Annotated in this window: 11 protein-coding genes; 8 read left to right on the forward strand and 3 right to left on the reverse strand. The window is 61.3% G+C overall.

The window, feature by feature from the left end:
- Window positions 1–36: 36 nt before the first annotated feature.
- Window positions 37–1,728 carry a BCCT family transporter gene (locus tag KZO25_RS08415; protein ID WP_223136600.1) on the reverse strand — a complete coding sequence of 564 codons (1,692 nt, stop codon included), beginning with the start codon at window positions 1,726–1,728 and terminating at the stop codon, window positions 37–39.
- A 425-nt stretch (window positions 1,729–2,153) separates the two neighbouring features.
- Between KZO25_RS08415 and KZO25_RS08420 the strand changes: the two genes are divergently transcribed.
- Window positions 2,154–3,743, forward strand: a complete 1,590-nt coding sequence (locus tag KZO25_RS08420; RefSeq protein ID WP_223136601.1) for a peptide chain release factor 3 — start codon at window positions 2,154–2,156, stop codon at window positions 3,741–3,743.
- A gap of 36 nt (window positions 3,744–3,779) precedes the next feature.
- Window positions 3,780–4,544 (forward strand): TatD family hydrolase, encoded by a 765-nt coding sequence (locus tag KZO25_RS08425; protein ID WP_223136602.1) that lies wholly within the window; start codon window positions 3,780–3,782, stop codon window positions 4,542–4,544.
- Between the two features lie 23 nt (window positions 4,545–4,567).
- On the opposite strand, the gene KZO25_RS08430 is transcribed toward KZO25_RS08425, so the two are convergent.
- Window positions 4,568–5,608 carry a YgfZ/GcvT domain-containing protein gene (locus tag KZO25_RS08430; RefSeq protein WP_223136603.1) on the reverse strand — a complete coding sequence of 347 codons (1,041 nt, stop codon included), beginning with the start codon at window positions 5,606–5,608 and terminating at the stop codon, window positions 4,568–4,570.
- A 162-nt stretch (window positions 5,609–5,770) separates the two neighbouring features.
- Between KZO25_RS08430 and KZO25_RS08435 the strand changes: the two genes are divergently transcribed.
- The 4 genes from KZO25_RS08435 (at window position 5,771) to nei (ending at window position 9,529) form a co-directional block, all read left to right on the forward strand.
- Window positions 5,771–5,968: a hypothetical protein gene (locus KZO25_RS08435; protein ID WP_201025401.1), complete on the forward strand. Its 198-nt coding sequence runs from the start codon at window positions 5,771–5,773 to the stop codon at window positions 5,966–5,968.
- An 18-nt stretch (window positions 5,969–5,986) separates the two neighbouring features.
- A complete protein-coding gene (locus KZO25_RS08440) occupies window positions 5,987–6,409 on the forward strand; it encodes an OsmC family protein (protein WP_223136604.1) in 423 nt (140 codons plus the stop codon).
- Between the two features lie 67 nt (window positions 6,410–6,476).
- Window positions 6,477–8,498, forward strand: a complete 2,022-nt coding sequence (uvrB, locus tag KZO25_RS08445) for an excinuclease ABC subunit UvrB (protein WP_223136605.1) — start codon at window positions 6,477–6,479, stop codon at window positions 8,496–8,498.
- A 203-nt stretch (window positions 8,499–8,701) separates the two neighbouring features.
- Window positions 8,702–9,529 (forward strand): endonuclease VIII, encoded by an 828-nt coding sequence (gene nei / locus KZO25_RS08450; RefSeq protein ID WP_223136606.1) that lies wholly within the window; start codon window positions 8,702–8,704, stop codon window positions 9,527–9,529.
- Window positions 9,530–9,607: 78 nt separating this feature from the next.
- On the opposite strand, the gene KZO25_RS08455 is transcribed toward nei, so the two are convergent.
- Window positions 9,608–11,395 carry a thiamine pyrophosphate-requiring protein gene (locus KZO25_RS08455; protein WP_223136607.1) on the reverse strand — a complete coding sequence of 596 codons (1,788 nt, stop codon included), beginning with the start codon at window positions 11,393–11,395 and terminating at the stop codon, window positions 9,608–9,610.
- A gap of 256 nt (window positions 11,396–11,651) precedes the next feature.
- Between KZO25_RS08455 and KZO25_RS08460 the strand changes: the two genes are divergently transcribed.
- Together KZO25_RS08460 and cls are read left to right on the forward strand one after the other, a co-directional pair.
- Complete coding sequence (locus tag KZO25_RS08460; RefSeq protein WP_223136608.1) at window positions 11,652–13,157, forward strand: fumarate hydratase; 1,506 nt, start codon at window positions 11,652–11,654, stop codon at window positions 13,155–13,157.
- A gap of 93 nt (window positions 13,158–13,250) precedes the next feature.
- Window positions 13,251–14,669 (forward strand): cardiolipin synthase, encoded by a 1,419-nt coding sequence (cls, locus tag KZO25_RS08465; protein ID WP_066447331.1) that lies wholly within the window; start codon window positions 13,251–13,253, stop codon window positions 14,667–14,669.
- Window positions 14,670–14,713: the final 44 nt, after the last annotated feature.

A 14,713-nucleotide genomic window follows, 5' to 3' on the forward strand; every position in this document is an offset into this window, starting at 1 on the left:
TCAGGGAGGCCCGTAGGCCTCCCTGTGTCGCCAGGGTCAGCCGAGGTTTGTCTTGAGTACTGGTTTGCTGCGGGGTTCGCTCATCAGTCCCTTGACGATGGTGTAGCAGCCTACCAGCAGCACCAGGGTGAAGGGCAGGCCGGTAGAGACCGCCATGGCCTGAAGGGCCGCGAGCCCACCGCCTAGCAGCAGGGCGATGGCAATCAATCCCTCGACAGTTGCCCAGAAGACTCGCTGGGGCTTGGGGGCGTTGACCTTGCCCCCGGCAGTGATGGTATCGATGACCAGTGAGCCGGAGTCCGACGAGGTGATGAAGAACACCACGACCAGCACGATGCCGATGAAGGACGTTATGGCTGCCAGCGGCAGCTCGGCCAGCATCACGAACAGCTGCAGTTCGAGCGCAGCATCCTGGACCCCTTCGAACCCAGCCGATACCAGTTGGTGGATACCGGTACCGCCGAAGGCGGACATCCACAATACAGAAACCAGCGACGGCACCAGCAGCACGGCGATCAGGAACTCGCGCACCGTGCGGCCACGACTGATCCGGGCGATGAACATGCCGACGAACGGAGACCAGGAGATCCACCATGCCCAGTAGAAGGCGGTCCAGCCCTGGCTGAAGTTGGCGTCTTCGCGACCGAACGGATTGGATAGCGCCGGCAGGTAGGTGGCATAGGCCAGCAGGCTGTCGAAGAATCCGGTCATGATGACCAGCGTGGGTCCGACGACGATGACGAAGGCGAGTAACAGGAAGGCCAGCACCATGTTCAGCTGGGAAAGCCGTTTCACGCCCTTGTCCACGCCGGCAACGATGGAGAGGATGGCGATAAACGTGATGCCGACGATCAATAGCATCATGGTCAAGTTGCCGTCCGGGATGCCGAACAGGTAGCCGAGTCCGGCGGCGGCCTGCGATGCGCCGAGACCCAGTGAGGTTGCCAGACCGAAAAGGGTGGCAAATACCGCCAGGATATCGATGACATGGCCCGGCCATCCCCAGATGCGCTCACCCAGGATCGGGTAGAAGATCGAGCGCATCGTCAACGGCAATCCCTTGTTGAAGGCGAAGATGGCCAGCGCCAACGCCACGATGGCGTAGATCGCCCAGGGGTGAAGGCCCCAGTGGAAGATGGTGGCCGCCATGCTCAGGCGAGCCGATTCCTGTGCGTTGCCGGCAGCCGCTCCTAGCGGTGCCCAGTCGGTGCGAACGCCATTCTCCATGGCGGTACCACCCATGGCACTGGAAAAGTGCGACATGGGTTCCGAGACACCATAGAACATGAGGCCGATACCCATGCCCGCGGCGAACAGCATGGAGAACCAGGAGAGATAGGAAAAGTCGGGGCTGGCATCGAGGCCGCCGATACGCACCTTGCCCAGCGGCGAGACCACCAGTGCCAGGCACAACACCACGAAGACATTGGCCGAGAGCAGGAAGAACCATGACAGGTGACCGGTCAGCCAGTTGCGCAGCCCCGTAAACAGGGGCTCCACTTCGCTCTGCAGGGCGAGAGTGAGGAGGACGAATAGCAGGGTGACCAGGGCGGAAATGCCGAAGACCTTGCCGTGGATATCGAGATCGATCTTTACATGACCGGTGAGATTGTCCTGACCGATCACGTAATCGGTTTCGATCAGGTCACTGGGGCCTTCCGGGGGTGGCACCCCCTCGGCGCCGGCCGTTGGCTGGCCGGATGGGGAACGGTGTTCGGGTTGCTTCATCAGGGCTTCTCCCGCTTGTTATTGTTCTCGCCCAGGCAAAAGCAGACGTGGCGAAACTGTCGCCAACGGGCCGCGCGCAGGGCGAGGGGCAAGTGGATGAGAGTGGCAGTGGGTTGGGGGGCCACCTCAGGGCGGAGCACGACGGTCCTGGCGCCATTGGGCAACACCCGGCGTCCAGAGCGTCACGCTGCAATGTACTCCTGTGGGAGGGGCGCGCATGTCTGACGGCGACGCTCGCACATTGCTCATACGACCTCTATGCGGACGTTTGCCGGGGAGTCACCTGAATACGGGTAGCCGCAATCTCCCGTGCCGACCTACAACTTCCGACACTGACCTACAACTGCCGCCGGCAAAGCCGTAGAATGCGTGGCATTCCATTCACGCACCCTCAGCCGGTGCCATGACGGCGAAATCTAAAACTGATGTCAGAAGCCACTCTGGCCCGTGAAGTCGGGCTGCGCAGGACGTTCGCGATCATCTCGCACCCCGATGCGGGGAAGACCACCATCACCGAGAAGATGCTGCTGTTCGGCAACGCCATCCAGCTGGCCGGTTCGGTGAAAAGCAAGCGCAACGACCGCCATGCCACGTCCGACTGGATGAAGATGGAGCAGGAGCGTGGCATCTCTGTTACCACCTCGGTCATGCAGTTTCCCTACGGTGGACGTATCGTCAACCTGCTCGATACCCCGGGCCACGAGGACTTTTCCGAAGATACCTATCGCACTCTTACAGCCGTTGATTCGGCGCTGATGGTGATCGACGGGGCCAAGGGCGTCGAGGCCCGCACCATCAAGCTGATGGAGGTGTGTCGCCTGCGCACCACGCCGATCCTTACCTTCGTCAACAAGATGGACCGGGAGATTCGCGACCCCGTCGAGGTGATGGACGAGGTGGAGGAGGTGCTCGATATCCAGTGTGCGCCCATGACCTGGCCGATCGGCATGGGGCGCAACTTCAAGGGCGTCTACCATCTCTACAACGATGTGATCCATCTCTATACCCAGGGGCAGGGTAGCCGGATCCCCGAGGACCGGCGCATCGAGGGGCTCGATAACCCCGAAGTCGACACGGTGCTCGGCGAGGACCTGGCCGAGGAGCTGCGCATGGAGGTGGAGCTGGTGCGTGGGGCATCGCACGAGTTCGACCATGATGCCTACCTGCGCGGTGAGCTGACCCCGGTCTATTTCGGTACCGCCATGGGCAACTTTGGCGTGCGCGAGATGATGGATGGCTTCGTCGAGTACGCGCCGCCGCCCCAGCCCCGGGAGACCGATACCCGTAGCGTGGAGGCCGCCGACCCGAGATTCACCGGCTTCGTGTTCAAGATCCAGGCCAACATGGATCCCAACCATCGTGACCGTATCGCCTTCCTGCGGGTCTGTTCCGGCAAGTACGACAAGAACATGAAGATGCGCCACGTGCGTATCAAGAAGGACGTCAAGATCGCCGATGCGCTGACCTTCATGGCCTCCGACCGCACCCATGTCGAAGAGGCCTGGCCCGGCGACATCATCGGCCTGCACAATCATGGCACCATCCAGATCGGCGACACCTTCACCGTGGGGGAGGACATGCGCTTCACCGGCATTCCCCACTTCGCCCCGGAGCTGTTCAAGCGCGTGCAGCTCAAGGACCCGCTCAAGCTCAAGGCACTGCAGAAGGGGCTGCAGCAGCTGTCGGAGGAGGGCGCCACCCAGCTGTTCCAGCCGCTGGACAACAACGACCTGATCCTCGGTGCCGTGGGTACCCTGCAGTTCGACGTGGTGGCCCATCGGCTCAAGGAGGAATACAAGGTCGACTGCGTCTATCAGCCGGTCAACGTGCAGACCGCCCGCTGGGTCTACTGCGACGATGCCAAGATGCTCGACGAATTCAAGCGTAAGGCGAGTGCCAACCTGGCGATAGATGGTGGCGGCTATCTGACCTACATTGCCCCTACGCGGGTCAATCTGCAGATGACTCAGGAGCGCTGGCCGGATATTCGGTTCGCCGCCACACGCGAGCACTAGCAGAGCTGCCGGAAGGTTCGCCAAGGGAGGCTGGAATTGCTCATCGACGCCCACTGCCATCTCGATTTCCCCGAATTCGACGACGACCGTGACGCCATGTTCGAGCGGGCCAGGGCGGTCGGGGTCGGACACTTCATGGTGCCGGGCACCACGCGGGAGTGCTGGCCTGGCGTGCTGGCGCTGGGCGAAAAGAGAGATGACGTCAGTATCAGCCTGGGGCTGCATCCCTATTTCATGGACGAGCACCGGGAGGAGGATGTCGAGGCGCTGGCCCAGGCCCTGGATGAGCACCCAGAGGTAAAAGCACTGGGCGAGTGCGGCATCGATGCCCGCTTCGAGGAGAGCCTGGCCGATCAGTGGGTGCTGTTCAACGCCCAGCTTCGGCTGGCCAAGTCGCGCCAGCTGCCGGTGGTGATCCACTGCGTGCATGCCAACGACAAGGTCTCCCAGCGCTTGCGCCAGCTCGACCTGCCTGCCGGGGGCCTGATCCATGCCTTCGCCGGTTCGCCGGATCAGGCCTGGAAATTCCTCGATCTCGGCTTCGTGGTCGGCCTGGGCGGTGCCGTGACGTATGAGCGAGCCCAGCGCCTATGGCGGGCGGTGAAGAGCCTGCCTGAGGATGGCTTCGTGCTGGAGACCGACAGCCCCGATATGCCGCTATGTGGCCACCAGGGTCAGCGTAACGAGCCGGCACGCATCGGCCAGGTTTGCGAGATGGTGGCGAATCTGCGCGACGAGACGCCGGAGGCGATTGCCGCACAGAGTACGGCAACCGCCAAGCGGGTATTTGGGCTTTCCTAAGTGCATATATCAAGTGCTTTTTCCTAGGCGCTTGCCAAGGCCAGGCTTTCCGGATCCAGCCGTTCGATGGGGTAGGGCAGCTTCATCAGCTTGACCGGCTGATCGTCGACGCTCAGTGGGCCGATCTCCTCTCGGGTACTAGTCACAGCCAGTATCTCGGGCTGACCGTAGGCGTCCATTTCGGCGGCCAGCACCTCACCGTGTGACTTGCCGTTTTCGTCGAGAAGGGGGGTGCCGAGTGCCGGCACCCTGTCTCCCTCGAGTTGGGCCCTTGCCAGCCGCTTCTTCACCTGCCCGCGGAAGTGGGCCCGTGCCACCACCTCCTGCCCGGTATAGCACCCCTTCTTGAAGCTGATGCCGCCCAGGGCCTCCCAGTTGATCATCTGTGGCAGCAGGGCGTCTTCATGATGCGGGGTGAGCCAGGCGAGTCCGGCCTGAATGTCGTGGAGACACCAGACGGCGTTGCCGACCAGGCTCGCCTGCGGGGTCAGCCGGGAGACGATCTCGACTGCCATATCGATAGGCAGGCAAGCCAACACACGGGGCTGGGTCCCGGGATGCGCCAGCAACTGAACGTTCTCGTCACCGGACTGGTGCCAGATGGCCGGCGGCACCAGGTCGAATCGAACCTCCGCCAGGGCCTTGGCCTCCTTGCCGATAAGCCCTACAAGGGCAAGGTCGTCGCGCACCCTGAGTTCCGACTTGTAGAACGGCGCGAATTTCTTGAGGTGGGCGCGCAGTGTTTCAACCAGGCCGCGATGAAGTATCAGGCGGTAGTGATCGGCAGTGATTCGCAGCAGTTGGGCATTGGCCAGCATGCGTCCCTTGGCGGTACAGAAGCAGGTCAAGGGGGCGAAGTCGCCATTGGCAAGATCCACCTGGGTGCTGGTCTGGCCCTGAAGAAACTTGCCGGCGCCCGAGCCGATGACATCGAGCACGCCAAGATGCACGAGCGGGGTTACGATGGTGGCATCCAGTGCCTGTCGGGCCGGGTCTGGGGTGTCGAAGTCAACCCGGTCCTCACTCTTGCGCCGCCCCTCCAGGGCGGTGATCCAGTCGCTCATTACCGGTGGCTCCAGGTGCGTCATGTGGGGAAGAGTTTGGTTGTCATTCCTAGGGTATGCGGGCGAAGAGAGGGAATTGCAACCGGCTGTCGGCCGGTAGGTAGCGTGCTAAACTCGTCCATTCACTATCTGCCATCTCATCCGCCGGGTCAGGAGTCATCTATGGCACAGCAATCGCTGAGCTTTCATGGCGTGGAGAACGCCGATCAGGTCAACCGCATTACCACGGCGCTGATGATGCTGGACGGCGTCGAGTCGGCCGAGGTTGGCCGACATGGAGCCGATGTGGAGGGCAGGGTGTCTCGTGAGGCGCTGATCAAGGCCGTCCAGTCGCTAAAGCTTCCCATTGAAGTCCAGTAATCCAGCCGAGGTCATTTCATGAAGAAGACCATTGAAATCGTCAGTGAACGTAACAGTCTCTTACGCCAACGGGTTGAGCTTGATGGCTTCGAAGACATCTTCGTCGACGTACCCAAGGCCTTCGGTGGCGAGGGCAACGCACCCGATCCCCATGACTACTTCGACCTCTCGCTCGGTGCCTGCAAGGCGATCACCGCCCAGATGTATGCCAAGCGAAAGAAGTGGCCGCTGGAGGGCGTCAGCGTCATCGTCAATCGGGACGATAGCGAGGAACCGAAGGGGACCTATCGACTCGAAGTGGTGATGACATTCCATGGTATCGACGATCCGGAACAGCGCGCACGGTTGGAAGAGATCAGCCACAAGTGCCCGATCCACCGCCTGATGACCAGTTCAACGGTGGACGTCATCACGCGTACAGCCGATACCAGCGAAGTGTGAGCCTCTGGCAAATTGACATTGTCCCACCCAGGCGCCGATTTGGCGCCTGATGCAATCCGGAGCCGGCATGAGCAAGCCCTTTCGCCTTCAGTCGAATTTCCAGCCGGCCGGTGACCAGCCGGCGGCCATCGAAAGCCTGATCAGTGGGCTGGAGTCGGGCCTGACTCACCAGACCCTGCTGGGGGTGACCGGATCGGGGAAGACCTTCACCATGGCCAACGTGGTCCAGCGGCTGCAGCGTCCGACCATTGTCATGGCCCCCAACAAGACCCTGGCGGCCCAGCTCTATGGCGAGTTCAAGTCGTTCTTTCCCGACAATGCCATCGAGTATTTCGTTTCCTACTACGACTACTACCAGCCTGAAGCCTACGTACCGTCGTCGGATACCTTCATCGAAAAGGACGCCTCGATCAACGAGCACATCGAACAGATGCGCCTGTCTGCCACCAAGGCGCTGCTGGAGCGACGCGATGCCTTGATCGTGGTCTCGGTATCGGCAATTTATGGTCTGGGCGATCCGGAGCAGTACCTGAAGATGCGGTTGCACTTCACTCGCGGCGAGTTGATCCACCAGCGTGACTTCCTGCGCCGACTTGCCGAGCTGCAGTACACCCGCAACGACATGGATTTTCGTCGAGGCACCTACCGCGTGCGCGGCGATGTCATCGATATCTACCCGGCCGACTCCGACGAAGAAGCAGTACGCGTGGAGCTGTTCGACGACGAGATCGACACCATCAGCCTGTTCGACCCGCTGACTGGAGAAGTGCGTGGGAAAGTGCCGCGCATGACCATCTACCCCAAGAGCCACTATGTGACGCCGCGAGAGACCATCGTGGCGGCAGCGGACCGGATCAAGGGAGAGCTGGTCGAGCGGCTGGAATGGCTGCGCAAGCATGACAAGCTGGTTGAAGCACAGCGATTGGAGCAGCGTACGCTCTACGACCTGGAAATGATGAATGAGCTCGGTTACTGCAACGGCATAGAGAACTACTCGCGTTACCTGTCCGGCCGTGCGCCGGGCGAGCCACCACCCACCTTCTTCGATTACCTGCCGGCGGACGCGCTGCTGTTCATCGATGAATCCCACGTCAGCGTTCCCCAGGTCGGCGGCATGTACAAGGGTGACCGCTCACGCAAGGAGACGCTGGTGGAGTACGGCTTCCGCCTGCCGTCGGCGCTGGACAATCGCCCCATGAAGTTCGAGGAGTGGGAGCGCATCTCTCCCCAGACCATCTTCGTTTCGGCCACCCCTGGGCCCTACGAGGCGGCACACGCCGGCCAGCTCGTGGAGCAGGTGGTGCGCCCCACGGGGCTGCTCGACCCGGAGCTCAAGGTTCGCCCGGCGACGACCCAGGTGGATGACCTGCTCTCCGAGATACGCTTGCGCACAAATGTCGGCGAGCGGGTGCTGGTCACCACGCTGACCAAGCGGATGGCGGAAGACCTGACCGAGTACCTCGACGAGCATGACGTGCGCGTGCGCTACCTGCACTCCGATATCGACACCGTGGAGCGGGTCGAGATCATTCGTGACCTGCGTCTCGGCAAGTTCGATGTGCTGGTCGGCATCAACCTCTTGCGGGAGGGGCTCGACATCCCCGAAGTCTCGCTGGTGGCGATACTCGATGCCGACAAGGAGGGTTTCCTGCGCAACGAGCGCTCGCTGATCCAGACGATCGGGCGGGCGGCGCGTAACGCCCATGGCAAGGCGATTCTCTATGGCGATCGGGTGACCGATTCGATGCGTCGTGCCATGGAGGAAACCGAGCGGCGCAGGACCAAGCAGATGGAGCACAACGCGGCCCACGGCATTACCCCCACCACGATATCGCGCTCGGTGGCCGACATCATGGAAACCGCCCGGACGCCGGGCAAGAAGGGCGGCCGCAAGCGCGGCGAACGCCAAGTGGCCGAGGGTGCCGCGATCTACGATCTCAATGCGCTGTCGCCGGGTGAGCTGATCAAGGAGGTCTCCCGCACGGAAGACGCCATGTTCGAGGCAGCCCAGAACCTGGAGTTCGAGGAGGCGGCACGGCTGCGCGACCGGCTGCATGAGCTCAAGGAGCGTCAGCTGGTGCTGGGGTAATAGTGCGGGCAACATCGTCGATGCATAGCGAGGGGCGCAGGGGACGGGCCGAAGAGGAGGTCCGATTCCAGGGATGGAATCGGTAGCGTACAGGGATGTATTCACAGCGCCTCCTCGGAGGCCCGTCCCCGTATCAGCCCCGAGCGGGCCCTGAAGATGATGGGTTCGATACGTTACTGGCTACGGTGATAGAAGGAAATTACATGCCAGAAGGCCCCGAGATTCGCCGTGCGGCGGATAGGCTCCACGAGCAGCTCGCCGGCAGGCAGCTGGAGTCGGTCTGGTTCGCTTTTCCCGACCTGGCCAGCGAGGCTGATTCACTGGTAGGCCGCCGGGTCACGGCCGTGGACAGCTGGGGCAAGGCGCTGCTCACGCGTTTCGATGATGGCCGCGTGCTCTACTCTCATAATCAACTCTATGGCGTCTGGAAACTCCATGACGCCGAGCGCGAGCCGGATACCGAACGTTCCCTGCGCGTGCGGCTGACGACGGAAGGGCGCTCGGCAAGTCTCTACAGCGCTTCAGATGTCTCGCTGTGGTTGGCCGATAGGCTCGATGAACACCCTTTCCTGACCCGGCTGGGCCCTGACCTGCTGACCCATGGAGTGACGCTGGAAAAGGCCTTGGTACGCCTGGGCGAGCCGCGTTTCGCTCGGCGTTCATTGGGTGGGCTGCTGCTGGATCAAGCGCTATTTGCCGGCATTGGCAACTATCTGCGCTCCGAAATCCTGTTCTTTGCCGGGCTTCCGCCCAGGGCCAGGGTCTGTGATCTGACAGAGGAGAAGCAGGTGCAGCTGGCGCGAACCATCATCGAGGTGACGCGACAGGCCTACGACCAGGCCGGAGTAACCAACCGACACGATTGGGCAAGTGCCGCCAGGCGTCGGGGAGAGAGCCCGCGCCTATGTCGCTTTGCCGTCTTCGAACGCGATGGGTTGGCGTGTCACGCCTGTGGCACGGTGATTGAGCGGCAGATGGTCGCTTCGCGACGCCTGTACTGCTGTTCAGGCTGCCAGCCAGTGGCGTCCTAGCCATGGCTTTTTATACCGTTATCTTTATTAGGTCACTACTCATTGCCCCTCTTGCTGAGGGGCGGGAGAGCAGGCTCATCACTGCTTGCCCTTGAACAGTGAGCGGCCCATCTGCTTGGCGGAGAGTTTGGCGCTGTGAATGCCGGATGAGTCGCCTTTCACGATAGAGGCGAGGTAACTCTTGGCCTGTTCGAATTTGATATGCGGCGGCAGCGGGGCGATATCGGGGTCGGTGTAGGCATTGATCACCACCGGGCGATCAGCCGCCAGCGCCTCGTCCCAGACGCGGTCAACGTCGTCCTCATGCTCCATGCGAAGCCCCTTGAATCCAAGCAATTCAGCGTACTGGTCGTAGGGAAACTCGGGCAGACCCTGGGAAACGTCGAACTTGGGATCGCCTTCCATGACGCGCTGCTCCCAGGTCACCTGGCTGAGATCGTGGTTGTTCAACACCAATACAATACAGCGGGGGTCTTGCCACTCGTGCCAATACTTGGCCAGGGTGATCAGGGCGTTGTTGCCCAGCATCTGCATGGCGCCGTCACCGACCATGGCGATGGCGGGACGCTCGGGATGGCAGAACTTGGCGGCAATGAGATAGGGTACGCCGTTACCCATGGAAGCCAGCCCGCCCGAGACGGAGCCAAGCATACCGGCGCGTATTTTCAAATGACGTGCATACCAGTTGGTTGCCGAGCCCACGTCGCAAGCCAGCATCACATCGGTAGGCAGTCGTGGTGAAAGGCTCTGGAAAACATGCTGTGGGTTTATCGGCGAGGCGCTGGTAGCGCTTCGTGCCTCAGTCACCTCCCACCAGTCATCGACCCAGCTCTGTACCTGCTTGCGCCATTTCCGGTTGCGCTTGGACTTGAGTCGCTTGGCCAACGCCGTGAGCGTTGGTGCCGCATCGCCGTGCAGGTTGACTTCCGTTGGATAGCGTACGCCCAGTGCTTCGGGAACGACGTCGATCTGGATCGCACGCGCCTGGCCCGGTTCGGGCAGAAACTCGACGTAGGGAAAGCGTGTGCCGACGAGGAGAAGGGTGTCGCACTCCTTCATCAGTTTGTCGCTGGCCTCGGTGCCCAGCAGCCCGATAGAACCGGTCACGCGAGGCAGGTCATCGGCAATCATGGTCTTTGCAAGAATCGCCTTGGCGATGCCTGCACCGGTAAGTTCGGCAACCTTGAGCAGTTCATCGACGGCATGCTTTACCCCTGCACCAGCCAGGATGGCAACTCGCTTGCCCTGGTTGATTATCTCGGCCGCCGCATCAAGGTCGGCCGATTCCGGCACCACTTGGGGGAGGCGGTAACCCATGCCGGAGAAAACCGCGCCATGCTCCATGGGAGGATCTTCCATGGGCAGATCCTGTATGTCATTGGGCAGGATCACGCAGGTCACGGTACGGCGTGCAATCGCGATGCGCATGGCCTGGTCGATGACATGGCGCGCCTGGGAGGGGGTAGTAACCATCTGCACGTAATCGCTGGCCACATCCTTGAACAGTGCCATGAGGTCCAGTTCCTGCTGGTAATCGGCCCCCAGGCTCATTCTTGCCTGCTGCCCGACGATGGCCACGGTCGGCATGTGGTCCTTGCGAGCATCGTAGAGGCCGTTGAGCAGGTGAACTGCGCCGGGCCCCGATGTGGCAACGCAGACACCGACCTGATCGCTGAACTTGGCGTGGGCGCACGCCATGAAGGCGGCAACCTCTTCATGGCGAGGTTGGATCAGGCGAGGGGTGCCGTTGGCTCGGCGCAGTGCGGCCATGACACCATTTATGCCATCCCCGGAATAGCCATATAAGCGTTCAATGCCCCATTCATGCAGGCGTGACACGATAAAATCACTGACAGTGACGGACATGATCCTCTCCTTAGATCCGATAGAACCCCCCTGGCTTCTACGCAAGCCTAGAAGCGAGAGCCATGGCAGGCAAATAAGACGAGAAAATATACCGTTATCTTGCCGGGTGATAAGAATGTTAGACCTTGGCGTCACATCCCTGTCAGATAGGTCCCCATGAGGTATAATCCGACACCGCTTGAGACTGTCGTGGCCTGTGTCTATTTTTCTTTTCGCCATGGCAGGCATCCCGATAATGCCCAGGAGCCCCTTGCTCATGACCGTGATCCGCCAGGATGACCTGATCCAAAGCGTCGCTGATGCCCTGCAATACATTTCCTATTACCATCCCAAGGATTTCATCGACGCCATGGCGGCGGCCTATGAACGGGAAGAGAATCCCGCAGCCATGGATGCCATCGCCCAGATACTGATCAATTCACGGATGTGCGCCATGGGGCACCGCCCGATCTGCCAGGACACCGGCATCGTGACGGTCTTCGTTCACGTTGGCATGAACGTGCGCTGGGATGCCGACATGAGCCTGGACGACATGATCAACGAGGGCGTGCGCCGCGCCTACCAGCTGCCCGACAACGTGCTGCGCGCCTCGGTGCTGGCCGACCCGGACGGCGCACGCAAGAATACCGGTGACAATACGCCGGCCATCATTCATCACAAGATCGTCCCGGGCGACAGTGTCGAAGTACATGTGGCCGCCAAGGGGGGTGGCAGCGAGGCCAAGTCCAAGTTTGCCATGCTCAACCCGTCCGACAGTGTCGTCGACTGGGTGATGGAACAGCTCCCCAAGATGGGCGCCGGCTGGTGCCCGCCCGGCATGCTGGGTATCGGCATTGGCGGTACTGCCGAGAAGGCCATGGAGATTGCCAAGGAAGCGTTGCTGGACCCGATCGATATCCAGGAGTTGCAGGCTCGTGGCGCTTCCAACCGTGCCGAAGAGCTCCGCCTCGAGTTGTTCGACAAGGTCAACAAAAGCGGTATTGGGGCGCAGGGTCTCGGTGGGCTGACCACGGTGCTCGATATCAAGGTGAAAGATTACCCGACACACGCCGCCAACAAGCCGGTCGCGATCATTCCCAACTGTGCGGCGACTCGACACGCGCATTTCACGCTCGACGGCTCTGGCCCTGCATCGCTACCGGTGCCAAAGCTCGAGGACTGGCCGGAAATCACCCGCGAGGCTGGCGACAACGTCAAGCGCGTCAATCTCGATACCGTGACCCCGGAAGAGGTGCTGACCTGGCAGCCCGGTGACACTCTGCTTCTCAATGGCAAGCTGCTTACCGGCCGTGACGCCGCTCACAAGCGCATGGTCGAGATGCTGGCAAAGGGCGAAAGCCTGCCCGTCGATCTGAAAGGCCGCTTCATCTACTACGTGGGCCCGGTGGACCCGGTTCGTGACGAAGTCGTTGGGCCAGCCGGTCCGACCACTGCAACGCGCATGGACAAGTTCACCCGAACCATGCTGGAAGAGACCGGCCTGTTGGGCATGGTCGGCAAGGCAGAGCGCGGCCCGGCTGCCATCGATGCCATCCGCGACAACAAGGCCGTTTACCTGATGGCCGTGGGGGGCTCAGCCTACCTGGTCGCCCAGGCCATCAAGAAATCTCGTGTCGTGGGCTTCCAGGATCTGGGCATGGAAGCGATCTACGAGTTCGAAGTGGAAGACATGCCAGTCACCGTGGCAGTCGACAGCCAGGGTACGTCGGTCCATCAGACCGGCCCTGCCAAGTGGAAAGAGATCATTGCCGAGCGTGCCTGATACCGCTCCGCGATAACCCCGCGGCCCCGCCATCTGGCGGGGCCGCTGCCGTATGGGGTATGCTGTAGCACGCTGATTTTTCAGGGAGAGATCATGGCATCCTGGCTCTTCGGCCTGGCTATATTTCTAGTTCATCTGCTGGGCTTTGTTTCGGCAGTCCTGGCTCTGCTTTCCAGTCGCACCTCCCAAGGTGCCGTTGCCTGGATCATCTCCCTGGTGACGATTCCCTATCTCGCGGTTCCGGCCTATTGGATCTTTGGGCGGCCTCGCTTCTATGGCTATGTGTCGGCGCGTGGTGAGCGCGACACGGTCCTGCGCCGGATCCTTGCCCGCTATCGGGAACGGTTGGAGCCCTTCCTCGCGGACGCCCGCGACCCCGATGTGCGTGCCGTTGAACAGTTGGCAATGATGCCGCTCACCAGCGGTAACCAAGCCGAACTGCTGATCGATGGGGAGACCACCTTCGCTAGTCTCTTTGCCGGTATCGATTCAGCGGAGGAGTACCTGCTGATCCAGTTCTTCATCGTTCGCCACGATGCCCTGGGCATCAAGCTCAAGGAACACTTGATCAAGGCAGCCGACCGCGGTGTTCGTGTCTATTTCCTGTTTGACGAGGTAGGCAGCCGAAATCTATCCGAAGGTTATCTGCGCGAGCTGAGCGATGCCGACGTCGAGGTCAGCGCCTTTCGCTCCTCGCGTGGCTTCAAGCATCGGTTTCAGCTCAACTTTCGCAACCACCGCAAAGTGCTGGTAGTGGACGGGCGCGAGGGCTGGCTGGGAGGTTTCAACGTCGGCGTCGAATACCTTGGCGAACACCCACGGCACGGACCCTGGCGCGACACTCACCTCAAGCTTACCGGCCCCAGCGTGCTCGGATTGCAGGAGGCCTTCTGGGAGGACTGGCACTGGGCCACTGGCACGGTGATCAACCTGAGCTGGGAGCCCCAGATTACCTGCGAGGAGTGCCAGAACGTAGTGATCGTACCGTCCGGCCCGGCCGATCGGCAGGAAACCGCCAGCCTGTTAGTGCAGCATGCCATTCATAGCGCTCATGATCGCCTCTGGGTAACCAGCCCCTATTTTGTTCCCGATCAAGGGGTCCAGGATGCCCTGAGGCTGGCCGCCATGCGCGGTGTCGATGTCCGTATCATGATACCCGAACGACCGGATCACCTGCTGATCTACCTCTCGGCCTTCTCGTTTTTGCCCGATATGGTACGTGCCGGGGTGAAGGTCTATCGTTACCAGCCCGGCTTTCTGCATCAGAAGGTCATTCTGATCGACGACAGTACGGCAGCCGTGGGTACCGTGAACCTGGATAACCGATCGTTCCGGCTCAACTTCGAGATCACAGCCTTTATTCCCGATCGCCGGTTTGCAGCAGAGGTCCGCCTGATGTTGGAAAGGGATTTTGCCAATTGTCGCCGCATCGGTTACGACGAACTGCAAAATCGCCCGCTGTGGCAGAAGCTCATCTCCCGAGCAGCCTACCTGACAGCGCCGATACAGTAGCATCTTGCTCCATGTCGTCTTGGGTTCGGCTAGTGGCTGGGTTA

Origin of the sequence: Halomonas sp. ANAO-440 (assembly GCF_019915905.1) — a bacterium.
GTDB classification, from domain to species: Bacteria; Pseudomonadota; Gammaproteobacteria; order Pseudomonadales; family Halomonadaceae; genus Halomonas; species Halomonas chromatireducens.

Bases quoted from the DNA above. Each gene is read 5' to 3' on its own strand.
- nei (WP_223136606.1), top strand. From the start codon at position 8,702: ATGCCAGAAGGCCCCGAGATTCGCCGTGCGGCGGATAGGCTCCACGAG.
- KZO25_RS08440 (WP_223136604.1), top strand. From the start codon at position 5,987: ATGAAGAAGACCATTGAAATCGTCAGTGAACGTAACAGTCTCTTACGC.
- uvrB (WP_223136605.1), top strand. From the start codon at position 6,477: ATGAGCAAGCCCTTTCGCCTTCAGTCGAATTTCCAGCCGGCCGGTGAC.
- KZO25_RS08435 (WP_201025401.1), top strand. From the start codon at position 5,771: ATGGCACAGCAATCGCTGAGCTTTCATGGCGTGGAGAACGCCGATCAG.
- KZO25_RS08415 (WP_223136600.1), bottom strand. From the start codon at position 1,728: ATGAAGCAACCCGAACACCGTTCCCCATCCGGCCAGCCAACGGCCGGC.
- KZO25_RS08430 (WP_223136603.1), bottom strand. From the start codon at position 5,608: ATGAGCGACTGGATCACCGCCCTGGAGGGGCGGCGCAAGAGTGAGGAC.
- cls (WP_066447331.1), top strand. From the start codon at position 13,251: ATGGCATCCTGGCTCTTCGGCCTGGCTATATTTCTAGTTCATCTGCTG.
- KZO25_RS08460 (WP_223136608.1), top strand. From the start codon at position 11,652: ATGACCGTGATCCGCCAGGATGACCTGATCCAAAGCGTCGCTGATGCC.
- KZO25_RS08420 (WP_223136601.1), top strand. From the start codon at position 2,154: ATGTCAGAAGCCACTCTGGCCCGTGAAGTCGGGCTGCGCAGGACGTTC.
- KZO25_RS08455 (WP_223136607.1), bottom strand. From the start codon at position 11,395: ATGTCCGTCACTGTCAGTGATTTTATCGTGTCACGCCTGCATGAATGG.